Annotated in this window: 16 protein-coding genes; 13 read left to right on the forward strand and 3 right to left on the reverse strand. The window is 61.3% G+C overall.

Annotated elements, in window-relative coordinates:
• Window positions 1-1594: 1594 nt before the first annotated feature.
• Complete coding sequence (locus C3B78_RS08730; protein WP_104997721.1) at window positions 1595-1798, forward strand: hypothetical protein; 204 nt, start codon at window positions 1595-1597, stop codon at window positions 1796-1798.
• A gap of 183 nt (window positions 1799-1981) precedes the next feature.
• On the opposite strand, the gene C3B78_RS08735 is transcribed toward C3B78_RS08730, so the two are convergent.
• The gene (locus C3B78_RS08735) at window positions 1982-2671 is read right to left on the reverse strand and encodes a TetR/AcrR family transcriptional regulator (protein ID WP_104997722.1); all 690 of its coding nucleotides are present in this window, start codon (window positions 2669-2671) and stop codon (window positions 1982-1984) included.
• 391 nt (window positions 2672-3062) lie between these two features.
• Between C3B78_RS08735 and C3B78_RS08745 the strand changes: the two genes are divergently transcribed.
• The 10 genes from C3B78_RS08745 (at window position 3063) to trpB (ending at window position 18345) form a co-directional block, all read left to right on the forward strand.
• Window positions 3063-4859, forward strand: coding sequence for a sigma-54-dependent Fis family transcriptional regulator (locus C3B78_RS08745; RefSeq protein ID WP_104997724.1), 1797 nt, complete (start codon window positions 3063-3065; stop codon window positions 4857-4859).
• 276 nt (window positions 4860-5135) lie between these two features.
• Complete coding sequence (locus C3B78_RS08750) at window positions 5136-6029, forward strand: C-terminal binding protein (RefSeq protein ID WP_234005556.1); 894 nt, start codon at window positions 5136-5138, stop codon at window positions 6027-6029.
• Window positions 6030-6048: 19 nt separating this feature from the next.
• The gene (locus C3B78_RS08755; protein WP_199775365.1) at window positions 6049-7341 is read left to right on the forward strand and encodes an aspartate aminotransferase family protein; all 1293 of its coding nucleotides are present in this window, start codon (window positions 6049-6051) and stop codon (window positions 7339-7341) included.
• Window positions 7342-7343: 2 nt separating this feature from the next.
• Entirely contained in the window at window positions 7344-8243 is a 900-nt protein-coding gene (locus C3B78_RS08760) for a fumarylacetoacetate hydrolase family protein (protein ID WP_104997726.1), read from the forward strand.
• Window positions 8244-8274: 31 nt separating this feature from the next.
• The gene (locus tag C3B78_RS08765) at window positions 8275-10365 is read left to right on the forward strand and encodes a hydantoinase/oxoprolinase family protein (protein WP_104997727.1); all 2091 of its coding nucleotides are present in this window, start codon (window positions 8275-8277) and stop codon (window positions 10363-10365) included.
• Between the two features lie 2 nt (window positions 10366-10367).
• The gene (locus tag C3B78_RS08770) at window positions 10368-12128 is read left to right on the forward strand and encodes a hydantoinase B/oxoprolinase family protein (protein ID WP_104997728.1); all 1761 of its coding nucleotides are present in this window, start codon (window positions 10368-10370) and stop codon (window positions 12126-12128) included.
• 81 nt (window positions 12129-12209) lie between these two features.
• Complete coding sequence (locus tag C3B78_RS08775) at window positions 12210-13343, forward strand: Gfo/Idh/MocA family protein (protein ID WP_199775366.1); 1134 nt, start codon at window positions 12210-12212, stop codon at window positions 13341-13343.
• A 185-nt stretch (window positions 13344-13528) separates the two neighbouring features.
• Window positions 13529-15478, forward strand: coding sequence for a 3D-(3,5/4)-trihydroxycyclohexane-1,2-dione acylhydrolase (decyclizing) (iolD, locus tag C3B78_RS08780; protein ID WP_104997730.1), 1950 nt, complete (start codon window positions 13529-13531; stop codon window positions 15476-15478).
• A 94-nt stretch (window positions 15479-15572) separates the two neighbouring features.
• Window positions 15573-16928, forward strand: coding sequence for an aldehyde dehydrogenase family protein (locus C3B78_RS08785; RefSeq protein ID WP_104997731.1), 1356 nt, complete (start codon window positions 15573-15575; stop codon window positions 16926-16928).
• Window positions 16929-17064: 136 nt separating this feature from the next.
• Window positions 17065-18345 carry a tryptophan synthase subunit beta gene (trpB, locus tag C3B78_RS08790; RefSeq protein ID WP_104997732.1) on the forward strand — a complete coding sequence of 427 codons (1281 nt, stop codon included), beginning with the start codon at window positions 17065-17067 and terminating at the stop codon, window positions 18343-18345.
• A 91-nt stretch (window positions 18346-18436) separates the two neighbouring features.
• On the opposite strand, the gene C3B78_RS08795 is transcribed toward trpB, so the two are convergent.
• Together C3B78_RS08795 and C3B78_RS08800 are read right to left on the reverse strand one after the other, a co-directional pair.
• Window positions 18437-20230 carry a flavin-containing monooxygenase gene (locus C3B78_RS08795; protein ID WP_158677223.1) on the reverse strand — a complete coding sequence of 598 codons (1794 nt, stop codon included), beginning with the start codon at window positions 20228-20230 and terminating at the stop codon, window positions 18437-18439.
• 70 nt (window positions 20231-20300) lie between these two features.
• Complete coding sequence (locus tag C3B78_RS08800; RefSeq protein ID WP_234005557.1) at window positions 20301-21089, reverse strand: SDR family NAD(P)-dependent oxidoreductase; 789 nt, start codon at window positions 21087-21089, stop codon at window positions 20301-20303.
• Between the two features lie 126 nt (window positions 21090-21215).
• Between C3B78_RS08800 and C3B78_RS08805 the strand changes: the two genes are divergently transcribed.
• Window positions 21216-21962, forward strand: a complete 747-nt coding sequence (locus tag C3B78_RS08805) for an SDR family NAD(P)-dependent oxidoreductase (RefSeq protein WP_104997735.1) — start codon at window positions 21216-21218, stop codon at window positions 21960-21962.
• Between the two features lie 106 nt (window positions 21963-22068).
• Window positions 22069-23598 (forward strand): aldehyde dehydrogenase family protein, encoded by a 1530-nt coding sequence (locus tag C3B78_RS08810; RefSeq protein ID WP_104997736.1) that lies wholly within the window; start codon window positions 22069-22071, stop codon window positions 23596-23598.
• Window positions 23599-23613: the final 15 nt, after the last annotated feature.

Genomic DNA, 23613 nt, shown 5'->3' on the forward strand with positions numbered 1-23613 from the left:
TGCGCCAATTAGTTCTCTGACTGCGATGCGGCCTGTTCCATTAGGTCACCCACCCACGGTAGGCATCCTCGAAGGAACACCATTCCCTCGGGCGGTCCCTGAATTGATACTGCTGAGCAGAAGATATCGATAATGGTACGGCCGGCCCCCATAGGGGCGTTCGTGATGTGCAGGTCGCCGTAGGTAGGCGGCAGGTATGGGTATCGGCAGCTGTCTCAAAGTGACACGTTTTGTTCCTTGCCCCCGGTCCCATGCTGGAGGAGACCCTTTAGTTCTCAAAGCATGGTGAGTTGATCAGAATGATGAACCGGAAGCTTGCACACGGTCGGCACCTCGAGTGGGGGCTACGTGTGAATGAGCAATGCAACCCTCAGGTGGCCTTCGAGGGCGAGTCGGGACAGTGTAAGCAGCGCTCGGAGTCGATGGAGCCCAATGGGCATTGGCTACCTGCTTCCAACGACTCACTGGTTTCAGTTGTCCGTCATACCATCGATGGCATTTGGCCTGACACCATGGCCACGATGGCCTGACACGGTGCAGCGAGGACGTGGAACAAAGTAATGCTGCGGGGGCATGGCTACTTCACCCGCTATTGAGCTTGACACTCAGATTTTATGAGCAGGCTGCGTAGGGATGACGGCGCGTACCGCCACAAGTTCTTGCCGTCTGGGCAAGTCCGACTAGCCGTTTTCGCGATTCAGGCTATTGACGACGTTGATCCTGCCAAGCTTGCTGCACAAACAATTCCTATTTACAGATCAAGGTGAAAGTAATGAAGGCTCGAGAAGCTTGCAGGAGACAGAGAAACCACGCTGTGCTTTCGGATTGGCGAGAACTGCAACAAGGTGAACGAGTAAACATCATGAGGAATGCGAGGATCGTCGCCCAAGGTCTAGTAGAAGAAATCTCGGAGAGTGGGGGAGTGCTGTGGATTGTGAATGACCAATCCGAAAACCAAGCATTTCTCAAATCGGACGGGGTTCTTGTCCACAGGCATTGACAGCGATCGGAATAATGCGCACCACCGCGCGACGGCTGGAGGACAGCGTTACTCGCCAGGGGGCTGAGATGTTCGAGGACGATGTCATGATGAACGTTGCAAGCGTCGATAGCCCGGCATCGTCGAAGACGCCGGTGCTGTTGCCATTGTGGATAGCTCGCTAAGATGCTCTGCCGCAACACAGTTCGCGGTGTCGCGTCTGTGACTTTGAGGATCTCAGCCCAGGCATCCAGAACCTCGCAGCGCAGCGAGCCCATTGGAAAGTTCGAGCTCGGGTCGAGGGCCGGGACTCGGGCTCCCGACGCTAGACGCCTTTATTCCAGAGGTCCTGAGTAGGCTCCGGTGTGAGCGTTCTCCCAAGTTCCGTTGAGCTCCATGGGCCGCGCTGACTCTGCGGTGCGACAACGTGTCTCAAGCTGACACGGTCGCTTGGTGTATTCACAGACGATGCTCTAAGCAATCCGGACAATCATTGGATACCACGGAACATGACAGCGCAGATCCATCGGTACAAGACTCGCTCAGTGCACAAGTTATTCAGACACGGCGACATGATTCCATCAGGCAGTTTCATAAAAGAATGGTGCAAAATCTATGACGAGAATTTTTAGGACGCGTTGGGACATCGTAGAGCAACGTGACATGGTGGAAGTAAGTTTCAACGGGAAGTTCGTGCAGATGGGAATTGTTGATGAATTTTCTCTCGACGGGGACTTCGTATGGCTCCTGGACCCCCTGGGCGAGCGGAGGCTCATTCATGCGCACGACGGTTACGACCTCGTGAAACTGGATCGGTAGGGGTTCCACTGCCACCCGACGCCTCTGCATACATGTTGGTCTCGCGGGCCTACTCTGACAGTTGTGGAGAAGAGAATCCCAGTACATTCACATCTTGCCTGCCCGCAGTTGGAGCCTACTCGCATACACGGCAACAGCAGCCTCTCGGGAGCTCATAGGTTCCGCTCCAAGGGACAAGACCAGTCAATAGTCCGACCGCGCAGCTGATAGCGGTCGCGCTGGAGTATGGAGATCCAGCTTGAGAATGGCTCGCGAGAGCAGGACCGCCCGGTCGGTCAGGTTATCCAACTCTTCGTCGTCGCAGTCTGGTGATGCCCAGCGCGTCGCACCTTCAAGCAACGTCATGACAACTTTGACTCGATCTTCCGCCTCGGGATACCCCATATCCGTGGCGGCGGCGACGTACATGTTTTGGTGCATCCGAACCCAGTCATCGACCTGGGTGCGGAGTTCGGCTGGAAGTATGTGTGCCGCTCTGTCCGTGGCAACCAGCAGATCCCACAGATTGCTCTCCGGGAGTCGCACCTGACGGGTGAAATGGAGCCTGACCATGGCATCCCAGAAGTCCTCAGCTGATGCGGCCTGCCCAACCGCTTCCAGCAGTGCGACACCGAAGCGATGGAAGTGCCACCTGAGCGACTCTGCGACGATCTCATCCCTGCCATTCGGAAAGTGTGAGTAAAGGCTCGGGGGTTTGATGTTGACGGCATTCGCGATGGTCCGCATCGAGACTGAGTTGAACCCGTTTGCTATGGCCAGCTCAAGGAAAGCTTCCAGAATATGCCGCCGCGAAGCCGACTGCCCAGCCCAGCCCCACTCCTCCAGGCGGTCTGAAAAAGCGTCCCGTGCAGCCACATACGATCTACCACTCATAGCTCGACCCTAACAAGCAATTAACGGGACAAAAACCCTTGGCTAACGATCATTAGTTAGGTATGCTTGAAGTGGCGCGAAGAAGCACCCGCTTTGGCGTTTTCAAAGATGCTATTTTGAGCAGGAAGAGCGGAAATGGTCACCGAAAAAACAAGCCGGGGGACAAGCCAGCACTGCAACCTCTTTGGAAGCGGCCTTTCGGGCATGATTGCCGCGCATATCAGCGCCCAGGCTCTGGAAACTAACGCACAACAGGACGATGCTTGGCAGGCGCAGCAGGCCTTCCGTCCCCGGTCCCGCAGTTGGTTTTCAAGGCGTGCCGCCTCCCACCGCCGCGGGACTGCCGCTGCCTCCTAGTCCGCCTCATTTTCTCCAGAAAGACAGTTCTTCCATGGCCGCTGAAATGCTGTCCCCTTGGCCGCATAACTCATTGCGCGAAACAAATCGCCTTCGAGAACTTTTCCTCATGCAGCCTCATACGGATCTCCGTGGAATCCGGCCGATCGTGGCGCGCTCTTGGTACCGCAGCAGGGCCGCTGGAGTCGACGCCGTAGCCGATCGAGGCTTCTTTGACGAAGGCCGGGTGGACGAATATACAATCCAAGCGGCCGGCCCACATTTGCAGAAGCTGGACGAAGTGGCTGCCGACTTGGGTGGGTATGTCAACCTGACGGCACCTAACGGCGTACTCGTCAAGGCCGATTTCCTTCGCGACGATGGATTCCCGGCCGGATATTCGCTTCTGGAAGAAAGTTGCGGCAGCAACGGTGAAGGCTTGGCGCTGGAGGAAGGCCGCGGCGTCTGGCTGGCCCCGGAGGAACATTTCCGCGAAGACATGCGAGGGAACTGGTGCTTTGCTTCGCTGGTTCGGGACCCGTTCCACAACCGCGTGCGAGCAGTCGTTGGCCTGACACTCCCCGCCAACCGCGTCTCTACCTTGGAACCCTCCTCTACGCTGCTGATGCTTGAGGGCGTAGCCTCGCGGATCGAGCGCGATATAGAAGTTCGGACGTCTTCCAGGGAGCGGGCGCTTCTGAATGAGTACTTGAAAATCTCGCGCCGAAGGGGCAACCGCGCGGTGATAGCACTTGATGGGAAGAACTCCCTCCAGAACACCACTGCAACGACTTCTCTGCAAGACAGCGACTTCTCGATCATATCCGGCTACGCCACGGCGGTAATGTCTTCCGGTCGCGGACTGAACTGTGAGGTGATGCTCCAAGGGCCTGGACTATCCACTCTGGAAGTTTCCCCCGTAACCCTGTCCGCTGCGAATGTCGGCGCAATCGTTGTCGTGCGGCCCCATGCTCCAAACAATGAGCGGGCCGTCACTGCTGCAGTCATACCCCCGCAACGGGAGTCTTCACCGCAGGGAACCGCTGAGCGACTGATGAAGCACCTGGATGGGACCAGCACCGAGTTCAAGCGCACCCTTAACCTGGCCCGCAAGGCGGTGGACGAGGGCAGGTCCGTGATGATGATCGGTGAACTTGGCAGCGGGAAACACCGCTTGGCCAGTGCCATCGCATCGCTGCGCGGAGGGCACATGGCGATTGATGCACGCAGTGGCGCTCTCAAGAACCTTCAATTCAGGGACGTGCTCCACAGGGTGGCTACAGAACTGCCTGCGACGCTCATTATTGAGCACGCCGATGAGCTTTCCCAGAATGAAGCCAGCGAGATCGCCCGCAATCTCAGGGGGAATTCGGCCACCAAATTGATCTTCACCATTGCACGGCCAACAGATGCCACCCTGCTGCTCTCCGAGTCTTTTGACGCCCTTGAGGTCCCAGTAGCGCCGCTGCGGAACAGACGGGAAGACATCCCGCAACTCGCCACTGCCATTGCGGAGGAACTGGGGGAGCGCAGGCTTTCCCGTCGGCTAGTCTCAACGCTCACACAAGCCGACTGGCCGCGGAACATAGACCAGCTCCGGTCCGTCGTCTCCAACGCGGTGGAGCGGTCAGAAGGTGCCGAAGTGAGGGTCGACGACCTGTCGCAGGGCTTCCACCGCGTCTTGACCAAGGGGCGGCTTTCCCGGCTGGAAGACGCCGAACTCAGCGAATTGCGCACCGCCCTGCAAGAGGCGAAAGGCAACCGCAGCCTCGCAGCGGAAACTCTGCAGATCGGCCGCTCCACCCTGTATAGGCGCATGGACTACTTCCGCAGTCGGGGCATCGACCTCTGATTCCACCAGGCAGAAATAACGGACCCGGCCATCCTTGATGGCCGGGTCCTGCGTGCTGCCTACAACTCTGACTCGCGGGACAGGTGTCCCGCGCTTGTGTCTCGATCTGGCACGGATAGAGGCTCTGATATCGCGTTGTACTTGAAATCACCCGACACCGGCACTCGTCCCATGGAGTGTTCGGCAGCGAACGAGGGTACGACACGAACAGGACGACAGACTATGACGCGCGATGCCCGGGGAACCATTCTTGTGGCCCCTCACCATTTCCCAAATTTGGACCGCGAGCATGCCCTCGCGGTGGAGTTCGGTTACGCACTCAACGCCGCGGCTGACGCCGATGCCTTCCGTGAAGGGCTTCCCGAAGCCGACATTGTCATGATCACCCCCTACGCCAAGCTCACTGCTGCGGACTTCCCTGTGATGTCCAAATGCCGGGCAGTCATCAGGTACGGAATCGGCTACGACAACATCGATGTTGCTGCTGCCACCGAGGCCGGCATTCCGGTTTCGATCGTCCCGGGGACAGCTTCGGAGGAAGTGGCTTCACACGCTTTCGCAATGGGCCTGGCCTTGGCACGCAGGCTGCCTGCAGGCGATGCGTCGATCCGAGATCTCGGCTGGGCCGGGACCATCGGATACGACACGCCGGTTCTGTCCGACCTCGAGGTCGGTGTGCTTGGAATGGGGCGTATCGGCCAGCATGTTGCCCGGATGTACCAGGCCGTGGGCGCCCGTGTACGGGCCTACGATCCGTTCGTGACGGACAGCTTCGTGGAGCTGACCGGGCTGGATGACATCCTGGAGAACTCCGACGTCGTCTCGTTGCACCTCCCGCTGACCGCGGAGACGGGAAACCTCCTTTCCGAGGATGTCCTGGCACGGATGCGCAAGGGCGCGGTAGTAGTCAACGTCTCTCGCGGCGGCCTCATCGATGAAGCAGCACTCGCCGAAGCGCTGACCTCGGGACACATTGCCGGTGCCGGTATCGACACCTTTGCTGAAGAGCCGCTGCGTGACGGGCACCCGCTCCGCTCAGCACCCAACACCATCCTGACTCCCCACATCGCATGGCGTTCCAACCGCTCGACGGGCGCACTGCAGGACGGAGCCGTGGAACGGGTCCGGCTGGCCCTGACCGGGCAACCGCTCATCGACCTTGTGAACTGAAAGACTGGAGAAAAACCAATTGGGAACCAAAAACCACCTGGAAAAGGTCGCGGAGGGTCACCCCGCGGAAGATCCACACCTGCGCAGGGGCCCCCGCGGCTTCCCCTTGCTGCCGGGCGGCTACGGCCGATCAACGTATTACACCGGAGCCCCAAGCCCGTATGCCATCCGAGGCGAGGGCTACCGCGTCTGGGATGACCGTGGCCATGAACTGATCGATGCAAACAACAACTTCACCTCGCTGATCCATGGCAACGCACACCCCGAGATCACCGAGGCCGCTACGAAGGCACTCAGTGCCGGCGCCAGCTGGGGAATCCCGAACCTCTATGAGTGGGAACTGGCAGACCTCCTGCTGTCCCGCCTGCCTGATCTTGACCAAGTACGATTTGCTAACTCGGGCACCGAAGCAGTGATGTCCGCAATCCGCATCGCCCGCGCAAGCACTGGGCGCGAACGCGTCATCGTGACAAAGGGCGGTTACCACGGAACGTCCGATGTGGCTCTGGTTCCTGGCGGACCGGCATACCAGCGCGGAGTGACCCGTGGGGTAATCAACGACGTCACCGCGGTGCCGCTCAATGACGTCGACGTCCTGCGTCAGGAAGTTGAAGCCGCACCGGACTCATACGCCGCAATCATCTTGGACCTGCTGCCCAACAGGGCCGGTCTTCTCCGTATTTCCGAGGATTTCGTACACGCTGCCCGTGAGCTCGCAACGCGGTACGGGATTGTCCTGATCATTGACGAGGTCATCAGTCTGCGCCTCGGATTCAATGGCTTCAGTGGCGAGTACGGCGTCTCCCCTGACTTGCTCACCACTGGAAAATTGATCGGCGGCGGCTTCCCCGTCGGCGCCGTGGCCGGCCGGGCTGAACTGATGGCAGAAGTGGATCCGACCCATCCGGGCAGCCTGCCACACGGCGGCACCTTCTCCGGGAATCCGGTCAGCATGGCTGCCGGAGCAGTCGCCTTGCGCCTCTTCACCGAAGAGGAAGTAAAGAGACTGAACCACCTCGGTGACACCACGCGTGACGCAGTGAACCTAAGGATCGCCGACGCCGGATGGGAGGTGCGCGGCCGGGGTTCTCTGCTCCGCGCGGTTCCTGTCGGCGCAGAGAAGGTCGACGAACAGACCCAGCACCGGCTCTGGTGGGCCTCCTACGAGCGGGGATTGCTCGGTTCGCCCGCCAACCTGCTGTCCCTGTCCACCCCAATGGATGAGAAGGTCGCGGGGGACATCGCCGAACGACTGGCTGATGCCGTGCTCGCAATTGCAGGCCGGACCCCGAAAACGGAAGACGGAAAGTAGCCATGAAGATTGTTTCCTACCACCACGAATCCGGCGTCCGAGGCGGGGTGCTGATTGACGATGCGGTCTATGATCTCGAACTGCTCCTCCAAGGCTCCACAGATGCCGTTCATGGCGCAACCACCTCTGTCCGTGAGTTCCTGAAGCTCTACGGCGACCGGATCCCTGCAATCTCGGCCGGGGTGACCAGCCTTGCCGCCCAGGACCCGGTGGCCCGGGTCGGGGCATTGACTGAGGTTCGGTTGACCACACCGGTCACGGATCCGGCCAAGGTGCTCTGCATCGGTCTCAATTACAAGGACCACGTGGCGGAAACCGGCCGGGCCTTTCCCGAATATCCGGACGTGTTCGCAAAATTCGCGTCCACCATGGTTGGCCCGGAGGACGAAATCGGCGGTGCCCGGGTCAGCGATAACCTCGATTTCGAGGGGGAAGTTGCCGTGGTCATTGGCCGCCGGGCGAGCGAGGTCTCCGAGGAGGACGCGCTGAACTACGTCGCGGCTCTTGCCGCACTGAACGATGTCACAGCACGCGATCTCCAGTACCGCGGTACCCAGTGGCTGGCCGGTAAAGCCGTTGACGGTTCAACCCCGTGGGGCCCGGCACTGGTCACCCTCGATGAGGTGGGAGACCCGCAGACGCTTGACCTGGTAACCCGGGTGAATGGCATCGAAGTGCAGCGTTCCAACACGCGGCATCAGATCTTCTCCATCGCCCGCATCGTCTCCTACCTGTCGAGCTTCCTGACGCTCGAACCCGGGGACCTCATAGCCACGGGTACCCCGCACGGCATCGGTGCCAAGCGGAATCCCCCCGTCTGGCTCGAGCCGGGCGACACGGTGGAAATCGAAATCGACAAAGTAGGGCTGCTCCGCAACCGCGTTGGCAAGCCTCAGCTTTAACCCCTGCAAGCTCTACGAAAGTAAGAAGACTATGAGTGAAAAAGTAGCACCATCAAGTGAGGCTAGGTTCCGCATCGCCGTCGACACTGGCGGCACGTTCACCGATGTCGTCGTCGATTCCAGCAACGGTGACATGGCAGTGGGCAAAGCCCTGACCACCTATGACCGCGTCTTCACAGGCTTCGAAGCCTCTGTACGCCGTGCCGCCGAGTCAGTGGGGTGGAGCGGCGACGACGTCCTGCGCAACGCGGACGTCATTGTCTACGGCACCACTCACGCCACCAACGCGGTACTGACGGGCAAGGTGGCCAAGACCGCCTTGCTGACCACTGACGGCTTCGCCGACACCCTGCTGCTCCGGGAAGGAGGCCGCCGCGACGCGTTCGACTCTAAAGCCGCGTACCCGCCGCCCTACATCCCCCGCCACCTGACCTACGAGATCAATGAACGCATTTCCGCTGAAGGCGACATCCTTGTACCGCTCGACGAAGAGCAAGTGCGTAAAGTCCTGCGTTCTTTCAAGGAACAGGGAATTGAAGCGGTAGCTGTCTCCTTCCTCTGGTCGATTATCAACGACATTCACGAGAAGCGCGTCGCGGAACTTATCCAGGAAATCCTGCCGGGTACTCCCTACACGCTCTCCAACGAGGCCAATCCAACCATCCGCGAATATCGCCGGTCCTCCGCGGCCTCGATCGATGCATCCCTGAAGCCGTTGATGGCTGATCACCTGGGCAAGCTGCGCACTGACCTCCAGGAGTACGGCTTCGCCGGTGACTTGCTGGTCGTCACCTCCGAAGGTGCAGTCCTCGACGTCGTGGATGTCCTGGACCGCCCGGTTCTGCTGCTCAACTCGGGCCCGTCCATGGCGCCGCTGGTCGGCGCGGCGGCCGCGCCGGAGCGGGACACAGTGGTGGTCTGCGACATGGGTGGCACCACTTTCGACGTGTCCCTCGTTGAAGAGGGCGTCGTCCGCCACACCAGGGAGGCCTGGCTGGGTGAGCCCTTCGTGGGGCACCTTACCGGTCTGTCCTCCGTGGCAGTCTCCAGCATTGGCGCTGGCGGCGGCAGCATCGCCTGGATCGACGGCGGCGGTTTGCTCCGCGTTGGTCCGCAAAGTGCCCGCAGCACACCCGGCCCCGCTGCCTACGGACGCGGCGGCGAAGAACCTACTGTTACGGACGCCTGTGTAGCGCTCGGCTACCTTGACGCTGATGGCTTCGAAGGTGGATTCACCCTGGACCGCGAGGCCGCGGTGCGGGCCATCGATACCCGAATCGCTGGACCACTGAACATGGACACCCGGCAGGCTGCACAGGCCATCCTCGACGTCTCCGCCAACCACATGGCCACGGCCATCCGCCAGGCTTCGCTGGAACAGGGCGTGGATCCCCGAGGTGCACTGATTGTTGCCGGCGGTGGAGCCGGTGCCATGGTGGCCGCCGCGATCGGTGTCCTCCTTGAGACTGATACCGTCCTGATTCCCGCTACCGCCGGCGTCCTTGCCGCCTACGGAGCACATCGCGCTCCGATCGCCACCGAATTCCTCTCTCCGCTGCACAACGACACCCGCAGCTTCAATTCTGTGTCCGCCACCCGCGCGGTGGAAGACCTTAAGGCCAAGGCCAACGCCTTCGCCGAGCGCTTCCACGGTGTAGGTGATTCGCCCAACGTCACCTACTTCGTCGATGCCCGCTACCCGGGCCAGGCGTGGGACCTGCGTGTTTATTTGGAAGCTGCGCCGGACACGGCCGGCGATGCCGCAGGAGTCATTGAGCGGGCCTTTCACGAAGAGCACGACCGCCGCAACGGCACACACGATCCGGACAGCCGGGTGGAGATCATCACCTGGGGTGTCCGCGTGGAAATCCCGCGGCCCGAGCATGCGAAGGACGAGTCTGACGTCACCCGCATCAGCGAAGTCCACCGCACCGATGACATCATCTTCGGCGGTGAAAGGTTCAGCACCCAACGGTACCGCGGTGTCACCCTTGCACCCCGGGACAAGATCCTGGGACCCGCGGTCATCGACCAGCCCACAACCACCATCGTCGTACCGCCGGAATGGAACGCCACGCTCGACGAACGATTCAACATCTACCTCACCCGTAAGGAGGCCTGACCGTGACGCGCGAATTCGATCCTGTAAAGCTCTCGGTGCTTGCCAATGCATTCGACGGCATCGTCCGTGAAATGACCAGCGGCCTGCTCCGCTCGGCACGCTCATCCGTCATCAATACGGCCCGCGACTTCTCCTGCGCGGTACTGACGGCAGACAACCAACTGCTCGCCGCAGCCGAAGGTGTCCCGGTGCACGTCTTCGGTGCAGGACCGCTCGGCGAGGACATGGTGGAGTTGCACGACGACATCCGTGAAGGCGACGCGTTCCTGCATAATGACCCCTACATGGGTAACTCCCACGCAGCCGACCACGTCATCCTGGTGCCAATCTTCATCCAGGGCCGCCACCTCTTCACAGCGGTCACCAAGGCCCATCAGGCCGACTGCGGCAACTCGCTCCCGACCACATTCTTCGCTACCGCGCGGGACGTTTACGAGGAAGGCGCCCTGATCTTCCCTTGTGTCCGCGTCCAGCGCGACCACAAGGACATCGACGACATCATCCGCATGTGCCGGTCACGCATCCGCGTTCCTGACCAGTGGTACGGCGATTACCTGGCATCCGTCGGTGCATCACGCATCGCCGAACGCCGCATCCACGAACTCGCTGAAAAATTCGGCGTCGATGACTTGGTGGACTTCGTGGACGCCTGGTTCGACTACTCGGAGCGCCTTACCGCCAGCGCCATTGAAACGCTGCCGGAGTACGTCCTCCTCGGCACATCGACCCACGATCCTTTTCCCGGCACGGGCCCGGACGGAGTGCACCTGCAGGCAACCCTCGAGGTAAGGCCCAAGCAGGGCAAGATCGTCATCGATCTGCGCGACAACCCGGACAACCTTCCCAACGGCCTGAACCTAACGAAGGCCACGGCCACCGGTGCCGCGCTGGCAGGCATCCTCTCCGGTATCCCTGAGAACCTGCCAAGTAACGCCGGAACCTTCCGCAGGGTGGAGGTGCTGCTGCGTGACGGCTGTGCTGTTGGCGTCCCGAAGCATCCTTACTCCTGCTCGTCGGGAACCACCAACCTTGCCGACCGCGTGGTGAACATCGTCCAGGCGGCTTTCTCGCAGATCGATGACGGATACGGAACCGCTGAGGGTGCAGCCGGGCAGGCGCCCGCCAAGTCGGTTATCTCCGGCATCGACGAACGCAACGGCAACGCCTACGTGAACCAAATCCTGGTGGGCGGCGTCGGCGGTCCTGCCACCCCGTATGTTGATGGGTGGCCCACCTATCAGCGTCCGGTGTGCGGCGCCCTCCTCTACCACGACAGCGTGGAAGTGGACGAGCAGCGCTATCCCATCCTGGTCCACGAACGTACCCTGGTCGCCGACTCCGGCGGAGCAGGCCGCCAACGCGGCGGACTCGCCACACGCGTCACCATGGAACCCCGGGCAGAGAGCGTCACCCTCACCTACGGTATCGAGGGCAAGATCAACCCGCCGAAGGGTGTCCGGGGCGGTCACGATGGCGCCGAGCCTTCCACCTGGGTAGAAGACCTCACCACCGGTGAACGCCGCGAAATCCCCGTGGTGGGCCGATACGACCTGCAGGCGGGCGAGAAAGTCGTGTCCATCACCCCGGGAGGAGGCGGATACGGCGATCCACTGGAACGCGACGTGCTTGCCGTGCTCGACGACTACCGCGAGTCCCGGGTCACGCTGGAAGCGGCGGCTGCCCACTATGGCGTGATCATCGCCGACGGCACCGTAGACGAGCAGGCTACGGCCAAGGCTCGCCACGACCGCCTGGCCATTTAGCGCCAGCTATCGCAACTGCTTCCGGGGCGGGGTATATTTCCTCGCCCCGGAAGGTTTCACCAACTAATGACGGAGATTCACATGGAACCCATTCGAGTCGGCATCATCGGCGTCGGAAACGTTCTCAACCAATACCTGGACAAGATCGGCGTCCACCCGGATGTAGAGATCGTGGCGCTCGCCGACGTTAACCCTGAAGCGGTGAAAGCGCGGGCCGCGGAGTACTCGGTCCCTAAAGCACTCACACCGGACGAGCTGCTGGCCGATAACGAGGTAGAGCTGGTTCTCAACCTCACCCCGCCAAAGCTCCATGCGCCGGTGACCCTCCAAGCCATCGCCGCAGGTAAGCACGTCCTTTCGGAAAAGCCGTTTGCCACTTCCCTGGATGAAGCACGCCAGATCCTGGACGCCGCCCGCGAGGCTGGGGTGAAAGTGGGCTCAGCACCCACCACCTTCCTCGGCTCCGGCATGCAAACCAGCCGAAAGCTCATCGATGACGGTTGGATCGGGGAACCCGTGGCCGCCTTCGCGTCCTTCGCTTGCCGCGGCTATGAGCACTGGCACCCGAACGTCGACCCCTTCTACAGTCCGGGAGCCGGTCCCATGCTGGACATCGGGCCGTACCTGATCACCAACCTTGTGAACTTCTTCGGCCCGGTCAAGCGGGTCTCTGCAACAACACCACGCTCATCGGAGACCCGGCCCCGTCCCGGCAAGGAGGGCGGAGTCATTCAGATCAAGACCCCGACGCACGTCACGGGCACCATTGATTTCGAGTCGGGTGCGTCAGCAACGGTGATCGTCAGCTGGGACATTTGGAACCACAACCTGCCGCATTTGGAGATCTACGGAACAGGTGGCTCGCTGGCGGCGCCAAACCCTGACCACTTCTCCGGGGCACCTGTGCTGCGCCGAGGCGAGCCCGGTGACCTGGCGCTGGATATGACCCCTCCAGGCGGTGGTGACTGGCGGGAAACTCCAATCACACACCGCGACGATGCCTACCGGGGCATCGGCCTGGCCGAGTTCGGCTTCGCCATCCGCAAGGGCCTGGAGCCCCGCACCGGCGGCGACTTTGCCTACCACGTGTTGGAGGTCCTCCTCGCCTTTGAAGCATCCTCGGAGCAGGGCCGTCACATCGAGATTGAAAGCACCTGCGAGCGGCCTCGACCGCTGCCTTCGGTGGGACCGCAGGAGCCCTACCGTTTCGACTAGGGGAACGTAGGCAACAACAGCAGCCGACGGCGGTACTTGCGTGCCGCCGTCGGCTGCTGTTTTTCGTACCCCATAGCAAGCGTGCGTATCAAACTGGGACACAACATTGCTTCCCCACAGTGAAAACCTGAAGTTCGGGCGAATCGGTTGCAAATGCCGACGCACCTACGAATTTAGGAGATCGCATGACTAGCACAGCCGCTGCTGACATCGGCACAGAGGTCGACGTCAAGGCCGTCCGTCGCCGCACTGTCGCACAAGCAATCGTTGAATACCTTCAGGTCCAGTACAGCGAATTAGACGGTGAACGGAGGCGCTTGGTTGCCGGAATGTACGGCATCTTCGGACACGGCAACTCCGTTGGACTGGCGCAGGGAATCGACGAGTATGGCGTGGACTTCCCGCACTACCAGGGCAAGAACGAGCAATCGATGGTCCACGCCGCCATTGGCTTCGCGAAAGCCTCAAACCGCGCCGCGACCCTCGCCTGTACCGCCTCCGCCGGCCCGGGATCGACGAACATGGTCTCAGGTGCCGCCACGGCAACTACCAACCGCCTTCCGGTGCTTCTGTTTCCCGCGGACATCATCAATAACCGTTTTGGTGACCCCGTGCTGCAGCAGATCGAGCACCCGGTAGAACGGGATGTATCCGCCAACGACTGCTTCCGCCCTGTCAGCCGCTACTTCGACCGGATCACCCACCCGGCCCAGCTGCTGTCCACACTCCCTGAAGCGATGCGGGTCCTCACCGATCCCGTCGAAACCGGCGCCGTAGTAGTTTGCCTTCCCCAGGACATTCAGGGCGCGGAATTCGACTTCCCGGAATCCTTCTTCACACCGCGTGTGTGGCACATCCGTCGTCGTCCTGCTGTGGAGGACGAGTATCGCGATGCTGCTGCAATCATTGCGAACGCCGAACGCCCCCTGCTGATTGCAGGTGGTGGCGTCCGTTACTCGAAGGCACAGGAGGAACTGGCACGCTTCAGCGCCGAGTTCGGCATTCCGGTGGCCGAGACGTATGCCGGCAAGGGAAGCGGCCCCATCAGTGAACTTAATCTGGGCGCCCTCGGCGTGACCGGCACTGTGGGGGCAAACGAAATCGCCGACGCCGCGGATGTTGTCATTACTGTAGGCTCACGCCTCCAGGACTTCATCACTGCATCACACTCACTGTTCCAGAACCCCAACGTGAAGTTCGTGAACCTCAACGTTGGCTCATTCGACGCCCACAAGATGGGCTCATTCCCCGTCATTGGCGATGCCAAACTGTCCCTTGCCGCGCTGCGTGAACGCCTCGGAGCCCGTCAGTACGGCACATCCGAGGACTTCCGCAGCGACATCGCGGACGCCCGGAAGGCCACCTTCGAGGTACGCAAGCACGACCTCCAGGCATTCCCCGGTGAGAACATGAGCCAGGCCCAGGTAATTGACGTGCTGAATCGCACGGCCACCAGCCAGGACGCCCTGATCCTGGGATCCGGCGGGGTGGTTGAAGGCATCCACAAGGCCTGGGATCCGTCCAACGGCACCGAGATCCACTTCGAGTACGCCAACTCCTGCATGGGCCATGAAATCCCGGCAGGCCTGGGCTATCGGATCGCCCGCGGGGACGCCCCCGGCGAGGTGTACGTGCTGATCGGTGACGGCACCTACTTCATGCAGCCCACCGAGCTGGTCACTGCGGTGCAGGAACACAAGAAGATCATCACCATCGTGATCGACAACCGCGGGCACCAGTGCATCTGGCCGCTTCAGGTGTCGAAGGGCGGCCCTGGCCGCGAGTTTGGTACCCAGTACCGGGAACGCAGCAATGAGTCCGGTCGCCTCGACGGAGCAATCCTGGACTTCGACATTGCGGCCAACGCTGCCAGCATGGGCTGTGCAGCCTGGTCCACGACCACCATCGAGGAATTCGAGGCGGCGCTCACCGAGGCCAGGGAAGTGAACGGCCCCGCAGTGATTGTGGCCCGTGTGGAGCGCGCGCGCTACCTGTCCGGCAACGGTGCTTTCTGGGATGTCGGAGTTCCCATGACGTCGGAGCGCCCGGGCAGCCAGGAAGGGACTGCGAAGCACTTGGAGGGCCGTGCCCGCCAGCGCTTCTACGCAGCCACCACCGCACCTGACGCCCGTTAAACGCGCCGGGCGGGACCGCGCTGCAGCGCGGTCCCGCCCGGCGTTTTACGGGGCAACCCCGTTCTTTCAATTTTCTGACAAAGGAGCATCCACCATGAGTGCATTCGCTGTTGTAGATCCGGCCACAGGAACCACCCACGCGCAATACCCTGCGGCTACCGACGCAGAGGTCGAGGCAGGCCTCAGCGCAGCGCAGAGCACCTACCAGGACTGGTCACGCACCACTACCGTGGCTGAGCGGGCAGCGTTGGCAAAGCGGCTGGCCGACCTGTTCGTAGAACGCAAGGACAAGCTCGCGGCCATCATCAACCGGGAGATGGGCAAGCCCCTTCCGCAGGCGGTGGGGGAAGCAGAGTTCTCCGGCGCCATCGCCGCAGCATTTGCCGAACACGCGGAAGAGTGGCTCGCAGATGAAGAACTTGACGTTGCCGACGGCTTGCGGACCTTCTTCCGCTACCAAGGCCTGGGCGTGGTCCTCGGCATCATGCCGTGGAACTACCCCTACTACCAGGTGGCACGCTTCGCGATTCCCAACATCATCCTGGGCAACACCGTGATTGTCCGCCATGCGAGCCAGTGCCCTGAGTCGGCCCTGGCCCTTGAGGAACTCTTCCGCGACGCCGGTTTCCCCGAGGGTGCCTACGTCAACCTCTTTGCCACGCACCAGCAGATCTCGGACATCATCGCCGACGACCGCCTTCAGGGAGTATCACTCACAGGTTCGGAGCAGGTAGGTGCGATTGTGGCAGAACAGGCCGGGCGTGCCCTGAAGAAGTGTGTGCTGGAACTCGGCGGCGCCGATGTCTTCATTGTGCTCGACACCGACGACGTTGACCTCGCAGTGAAGAAGGCTGTGATGGGCCGTATGGGCAACACCGGCCAGTCCTGCAACGGCTCCAAGAGGATCGTCGTGCTGGACAAGTACTTCGACGAGTTTTCGAAGAAGTTCAAAGCTGCCATTGCCGGGCAGTCTTACGAGAGGGGCGATTTCGGTCCACTCTCCTCAGCCTCCGCAACCAAGTTCCTGAAGGAGCAGGTGCAGGGCGCCCTCGATCAGGGCGCCGAAATCCTGGTGGGCAACAACCAGCCTCAGGGCAACGTGTTCACACCAACGGTAATTACAAACATCTCTCCCTCCATGGACGTCTACAGGGAGGAACTCTTCGGCCCCGTGGCGCAGCTTTACAAGGTCAGCAGCGACGAAGAAGCAATCAAGCTTGCGAACTCCTCGCCTTACGGCCTTGGTTCCGTGGTAATTTGCGACGACCTTGAGCGGGCTGAGCGCATCGGCAACCAGCTCGACGTCGGCATGGTCTTCATAGGCGCCTATGACCTCAGCGGTGCCGATGTTCCCTTCGGCGGCGTCAAGAAATCAGGCTACGGACGCGAACTTGGCAAAGTTGGAATGCTGGAGTTCGCGAACAAGAAGCTATTCCGCTTCGCAAAGTAGCGCACCCGCGCATTATGCAAGGGGAGGTCCCGTCGGACGGACCTCCCCTTGACCTTTTGCTAGGCACAGAATGGCCGGATGCCGCACGGACAGATCGTGCCAGATATCAACTGGAAGGATCAGGATGGTAGGACTTATGACTGAACCAGCAGCCGGCTCCGGCGAGGGTTCGGTGGATGAAGGAGGCTCGCTCCGCTACGCCCCGGGACCCTACTTCGGCACCTACGGTGGCCGCTGGATGCCTGAGGCGCTGATCCCCGCCCTTGACGAGCTGGAGGCGACCTTCGAAAAGGCCAAGGCCGATCCTGAGTTCCGCGCCCAGATAGATAACCTGAACAAGAACTATTCAGGCCGGCCCTCGCTGCTGACCGAAGCCAAGCGGTTTTCTGTACACGCCGGGGGCGTGCGGGTGTTCCTCAAACGCGAGGACCTCAACCACACCGGCTCGCATAAGATCAATAACGTGCTGGGCCAGGCGCTTCTTGCCAAACGCATGGGCAAGACACGTGTTATCGCTGAGACTGGCGCAGGGCAACACGGTGTGGCGAGTGCAACGGCGGCGGCCCTGCTAGGCCTCGAATGCGTCGTCTATATGGGTGCCGAGGACTGCCGCCGTCAGGCGTTGAATGTGGCCAGGATGGAACTCCTGGGAGCGACTGTCGTCCCGGTCGCAACGGGTTCCCAGACGCTTAAAGACGCCATCAACGAAGCCCTCCGGGATTGGGTGGCCAACACAGATAACACTCATTACGTGTTGGGCACGGCAGCGGGTGCCCACCCGTTTCCGGCTATGGTCCGGTATTTTCACGAGGTTATCGGTGACGAAGCCCGCAGACAGATATTGGAGCGGACCGGCCGCCTGCCCGACGCGGTTTGCGCCTGCATTGGCGGCGGGTCAAACGCCATCGGCCTCTTCCATGCCTTCCTGGACGACCCTTCCGTGAAGATTTACGGATTTGAGGCCGGCGGAGCCGGCATAGAGAGCGGGCGCCACGCGGCGCCGATCACGCTCGGCCTGCCGGGCGTACTGCACGGTGCCCGGTCCTACCTGATGCAGGACGACGACGGACAGACCATCGAATCGCATTCAATTTCCGCAGGGCTGGATTACCCCAGTGTCGGGCCGGAGCACTCGCACCTCGCTGACATCGGGCGGGTCAGCTACGAAGCGATCACCGACACCGAGGCCATGGAAGCCTTTCGGCTGCTATGCCGCACTGAGGGCATTATTCCTGCTATCGAGTCGGCACATGCACTTGCCGGTGCCATAAAAGTGGGCCATCGGCTGTCCGCCGGAACCGGCGCCACGAGTGATGCCGCCGACAAAGTGGTGATAGTAAACCTGTCCGGCAGGGGCGACAAGGATGTGGGAACTGCCGCCGAGTGGTTCGACCTCCTGCAACAGGGGCCTCGCTGAGGCGGCCCTGCCATGGAAGGCCGATGGCTGTGAAGGTAGGCCGGTCCGGGCGATCCGGCCTACCTTTGCCTATGTTTTCTACGAGACAGGCTCAGCCATTCGGCTCGGCGACCGGCATTATGCCGGCCTCCATGGCGGCCAGCTGCAGCGCGAGCAGTTTTGAGTAAAACCTGCCATCACCGATGCCGAGTGAAACCATGAACCACAGCTGGTCCACTCCGGTGCGTCGCCACAGGCGGCCGTATTCACGGTCTGGCCCCACCATGGCGAATTCACCCACTCGATCTGCGATGTCATCACCGAGGACCTCACGGACCACCGACGGCGCACCCTGGTAGCCAGTGGCGAATACAACGAGGTCAGCATTCAGGGAGCGGGCCCCATCCAGCATGACTCCGCTGGGGCTGAGGCCCTCCACACTGCCATGGAGCAGCTTGATGGTTCCATCGATAATTAGTTCGGAAGCACCAGCATTGTAGTAATAGCCGGTCCCGTTGAGGCCAAAAATCAGCCCGAGAACGCCTTGGCCATCCGGGCCGTCGCTCAGCTCGAAACCTGCCTCGACCAAACCTTCCAACAGTTCCCGGTCCATCGCCTTGACCAACTCCACATGTTTCGGGCCGTGGGCAGGAAGTGCACCAAAGGGAGTTGAAGCGTTGACCAGGTCGGCTTCCTCGATGCTGTATCTCCCGCTGACGTGGTTGGCGTGCATCACTTTATGGAAGGTGGAGGTGTTCATGACAAACGTTCCGGACCGCTGGATCATCGTGACGTCGACGCCATGCTCGGCCAGGTCCTGCGCAATGTCGTGCCCACTGACGCCGGAGCCCACAACCACCGCACGCTTACCACGCCATTCTGCGTGGCCCTTGTAATCCACGGCATGCATGACGGTTCCTGGGAAGACCGACCGTCCGGGTACATCCGGGATGTTCGGTGCAGCGTTCATTCCGGTGGCAAAGATCAGATGTTTCGGGTTGATCCTGCGATGTTGTCCCTGCCGGCTGACATCGACGGTCCACCGTCGGGACGGTTGGTCGAAGTCCGCGGCAATTACTGTCGTTCCGGTCCATACGGCCAGATCCAGGAGTGTCGCGTAGCTCTCGAGGAAATCGCCCAACTTGTCCTTGGGAGTGAAACGAGGCCACGTTGATGGGAACGGAAGATAAGGCAAGTGATCGGACGCAAGTGGGGTGTGGAGTGCCAGCGAACTGTACCGCTTGCGCCAGTTATCGCCAACGCGCTCGTTGCGTTCTAGGACAAGGGCAGGAATGCCCAGGGCACGAAGGCGGGCAGCGAGCATGAGTCCGTTGTGTCCGGCACCGAGGATGACAACGTCCGGCTCCTGCTGCGTGAACTCGGGATCGAGTCCCTCTTGCCAACCAAGACGGTTCCGCACCGGGCCGTGGGTCTTTCCACTCGGGCGGCCGTCGAGATGGCGCTCTGGGTGGCTGTCCACGGCGTCGAGGGCCAGGACCAGGCTCTCTGCCAGCCAGGTTCCGTCGCCTTCCTGCACTAAGCGGACGTGGCCAAGACCCCTTCCCGTGCTGTTCCTGAACTGAAGGAAAGCGGAGACGGTACCGGGAGTTCCGTCTTCGACGATGATGGACTGACTGCCGGGCTTTACATCGATCGACATGAGCCGGTGCGCCGGCGGAATCGCGAACAGCTCGAAGATCTCCTCGTATCCGATCGCGTTGCGGAAATCCCAAGACAGCGCCAGAAGGTCGCGGACAACGCCATCCGGTCGGAAAAGGCCAGCAGCGGCGACCGCGTCCGTGGAGGCCAGGGCCCTGGCCAACCGTCGTGCCCACTCATGCACGACCAATCCGTACGTGTCGATCGAATCCGGCTTCACTGCCGGGGGTACGGCTACATCAGTCATGTGCACCGGTTCCTTTGTGTGTGTCATGTGTGTGGTTTCCTTCGTTCTTGAGTCGGCTGGCTGTCCACCCTTATTGCGCGGTGTATCCGCCGTCGATCAGGAGGTCCGCGCCGGTGACGTAGCTAGCTTCGTCACTGGCCAGGTACAGGACGCCGTAGCTCACTTCGATGGGCTGGGCCGCGCGTTTCATGGGCGTTGCATTGCTGAACTCGCGGTTGGACTTTTCGCCCTCTTCCACTGCCATCGGAGTCATGACCAATCCCGGGGAAACGGAGTTGACCCTCACGCTACGGTCTGCATATTCCATCGCCGCGGCGCGCGTCATCATCTTTACGGCCCCTTTCGAAGCCTGGTAGGAGAAGCCGCCGGGGTTGCCGACGGTGCCGTTGATGGAGCACGTGTTGACGATTGCGCCGCCGCCGCTTCGCTCGATCGCGGGTGCACCATGCTTGAGGCCAAGAAAGACGCCTTGCTGGTTGATGGCGGTGGTGAGGGACCAACCCTCAAGGCCCTCTTCTTCAACGGGCTTCATTGTGCCGACGATTCCCGCGTTGTTGACTAGGATGTCGATGCGCCCCCAGCGTTCTTCTGCCGCTGCGATGACGGTTTTCCATTCGTCTTCGGAGGCAACGTTCAGATGCATGTAGTGCACATCGTGCCCGGAATCCCTGAGTTCGCTGGCAACTGCCTCGCCGGTTTCATCCAACATGTCGGTGACAAGCACCGATGCACCCTCTTGCGCGAAAAGGCGCGCGTGGGATTCGCCCTGCCCTCTAGCGCCGCCGGTGATGATGGTTACTTTGCCTTGAACACGGCCCATGAGTGTCTCCTTCGTGATGGATGGGGTGAAGTGCTTCACGCTGTGGAAGACGCTACTGCCGCCTCTTGACGGGATTTGTGTCAGAAAGAGACATTTTTCGACTCATGGTCGGGGCAAACATTAGTCAGGAGCGCGGCACCTGCCACGCCGGATTAGGGGTCAACAGTGGGTGTGCGACTCGAAGGCAAGACGGCAGTTGTGACCGGTGCAGCTTCTGGGCAGGGTTTAGCGACCGTACGGGCGCTGGTAGGGGAAGGGGCCAGTGTCATCGCGGCGGACATTGATGAAGCCGCGCTGGAGCGGCTCTCAACCGAGAGCGGGCAGATTACGATACGACGCTGTGACGTGAGCAAGGCAGCAGAGGTGGAACGGCTGGTTGCCACGGCCGAACAGACCTACGGGGCCCTCCATGCCCTGCTGAACTGCGCCGGATATTTGCGAGCGGCATCCGTGCTTGAGACCGATGACGATGTGCTCGACCGGATCATCGATATCAACCTGAAGGGCGTGTTTTACGGCTGCAAATATGCCATCCCCGCCCTGCAGCGGGCCGGCGGCGGATCAATCGTCAATTGGGGCTCGGTCAACTCGTTGGTGGCTGAACCGGATATCGCGGCTTATTCCGCCTCAAAAGGAGCGGTCCTGATGCTCACCAAATCCGTGGCCGTCGAATATGCCAAGGACAATAACAGGGCCAACTGCCTGTGCCCAGGCGGTGTCCTTACGCCGATGGTGGCCGGCTTTTTCGATGAGGGGTTTCTCACGGATGAACAAGCCCAGCGGGCATACCAGCCGCTCGGCCTGATCAGCCCGGAGGAAGTAGCTGACGTTGCGGTGTTCCTGGTTTCGGACGAATCACGAAAGGTGACCGGTTCCGCCGTAATGGTCGATGCGGGATACACGGCGGTTTGAACAGATGTCCCACCTTGGGACAGTAGTCCCCTTCCCTGCTGCGTAATCTCGACAGAACCATCGCGCCACCTCCGGCGCAAACAATTCACAGAGGAGTTACTTGGCGATGACCATTGACGAACAGCAGGCCTTCGCAGCCCGGGTGGCGGAACAACGGCGCACCCGCCATACAACTGTTCCCCACGTCATCGCGGGCCAGGAATATTTCGAAGGCGCGCTCCTGCAACGGGAAGACCCCAGCAATCCCAGTGCGGTGGTCAGTGCCTGTCACGACGCGCCCGCTGAACTCGTGGAGCGGGCCGTCCAGGCGAGCCGTGCGGCCCAGCGTGACTGGTCCCGGTTTCCACCTTCGGAGCGCATTGAACGGGTGCGCCGGGCAATTCCCTTCATTGAGGAGCGTCTCGAGGAGTGGGCGGTCCGTGTGGCCCTCGAGATAGGCAAACCCTATGCCGGTGCCCGGGCTGAAGGGGCGGAAGTTCTTGAAATTGTCCGCCAGTACACCGAATACGCGTCGGCTCCAGGAGCTTTTGAGGATCAACGAACGGACGACCCGACGGGTCTATCGAATGATTCCGTGCTTCGGCCCTACGGTGTTTTCGGCGTGATCACACCGTTCAACTACCCGATTGTCCAGGCCGCAGGTCCTGCCATCGCCGCACTCATCGCGGGCAACGGAGTGGTCGTCAAGACATCGCATGATGGTCCATGGTCCGGGCATGCCGTTTATGAACTCTGCGAGGCAATGGGGCTTCCGGAGGGACTGGTGAACGTGGTCCACGGAGGCGACGGTCCAGGCCGGGTTTTGGTCGCCTCGGACATCGATGGCATCTGCTTCACTGGTTCCGTCGCTGTGGGCAGGTCCATCCTGGGCGATTTCGCTTCCGGGCCGTATCCCCGCCCGGTAATCGCTGAAATGGGCGGCAAGAATCCGGTGATCGTCACTGATACGGCTGATCTCGAACAGGCAGCCGACGGCATTGTCTTCTCGGCCTTTGACCTCAGTGGACAAAAGTGCAGCGCATTGTCCCGGGTGTTGGTTACGCCCGCCGCCCACGACAGGCTGGCGAAACTCGTCGCGGAGAGGGTCAGGGACCTGAAGGCCGGGGACCCCATTGACGCAGATGTATTCGCGGGTCCCGTTGTTTCTGCCGAAGCAGTGGAACGGTATGACGAACTGCTGACATCCGCCCGCAGAGAGGAGTTCCATATAGAAACCGGCAAGGCCCACGACGGTGGCTACTTTGTTCCGGCCACCGTGGTCTCCGGAGTGCCGGCCACACACCGGTTAGCCACTGTGGAGCATTTTCTGCCCTTCCTGACCATCAGCAAGCTGCCAACTTTCGAAGCGGCCCTGACTGCCGCTAATGACACAGAGATGGGTCTGACCGCCGGGCTCTATACCGGGGACGAGAGCGAAGCAAGGGAGTTTCTTGACCGTATCGAGGCTGGCTGCGTGGACGTGAACGTCCCTGGCCACGCCACCACCGGGTGGTGGCCGGGACCACAGACCTTTGGCGGATGGAAGGCGAGCGGTACGACCGGTAAACAAACCCTCGGGAAGTGGTACTTCCAGCTGTTCGGACGCCAGCAAGCGCGGAAACTTCCGGCGCACCTGGAGCACCTACTGCGGCACTGACATCAGTCCAGTACA

The sequence above is a fragment of the Arthrobacter sp. PGP41 genome (assembly GCF_002953935.1).
Taxonomy (GTDB): Bacteria; Actinomycetota; Actinomycetes; order Actinomycetales; family Micrococcaceae; genus Arthrobacter.

Bases quoted from the DNA above. Each gene is read 5' to 3' on its own strand.
- C3B78_RS08785 (WP_104997731.1), top strand. From the start codon at position 15,573: ATGAGTGCATTCGCTGTTGTAGATCCGGCCACAGGAACCACCCACGCG.
- C3B78_RS08810 (WP_104997736.1), top strand. From the start codon at position 22,069: ATGACCATTGACGAACAGCAGGCCTTCGCAGCCCGGGTGGCGGAACAA.
- C3B78_RS08730 (WP_104997721.1), top strand. From the start codon at position 1,595: ATGACGAGAATTTTTAGGACGCGTTGGGACATCGTAGAGCAACGTGAC.
- C3B78_RS08795 (WP_158677223.1), bottom strand. From the start codon at position 20,230: ATGACTGATGTAGCCGTACCCCCGGCAGTGAAGCCGGATTCGATCGAC.
- iolD (WP_104997730.1), top strand. From the start codon at position 13,529: ATGACTAGCACAGCCGCTGCTGACATCGGCACAGAGGTCGACGTCAAG.
- trpB (WP_104997732.1), top strand. From the start codon at position 17,065: ATGACTGAACCAGCAGCCGGCTCCGGCGAGGGTTCGGTGGATGAAGGA.
- C3B78_RS08765 (WP_104997727.1), top strand. From the start codon at position 8,275: ATGAGTGAAAAAGTAGCACCATCAAGTGAGGCTAGGTTCCGCATCGCC.
- C3B78_RS08735 (WP_104997722.1), bottom strand. From the start codon at position 2,671: ATGAGTGGTAGATCGTATGTGGCTGCACGGGACGCTTTTTCAGACCGC.
- C3B78_RS08760 (WP_104997726.1), top strand. From the start codon at position 7,344: ATGAAGATTGTTTCCTACCACCACGAATCCGGCGTCCGAGGCGGGGTG.
- C3B78_RS08775 (WP_199775366.1), top strand. From the start codon at position 12,210: ATGGAACCCATTCGAGTCGGCATCATCGGCGTCGGAAACGTTCTCAAC.
- C3B78_RS08745 (WP_104997724.1), top strand. From the start codon at position 3,063: ATGGCCGCTGAAATGCTGTCCCCTTGGCCGCATAACTCATTGCGCGAA.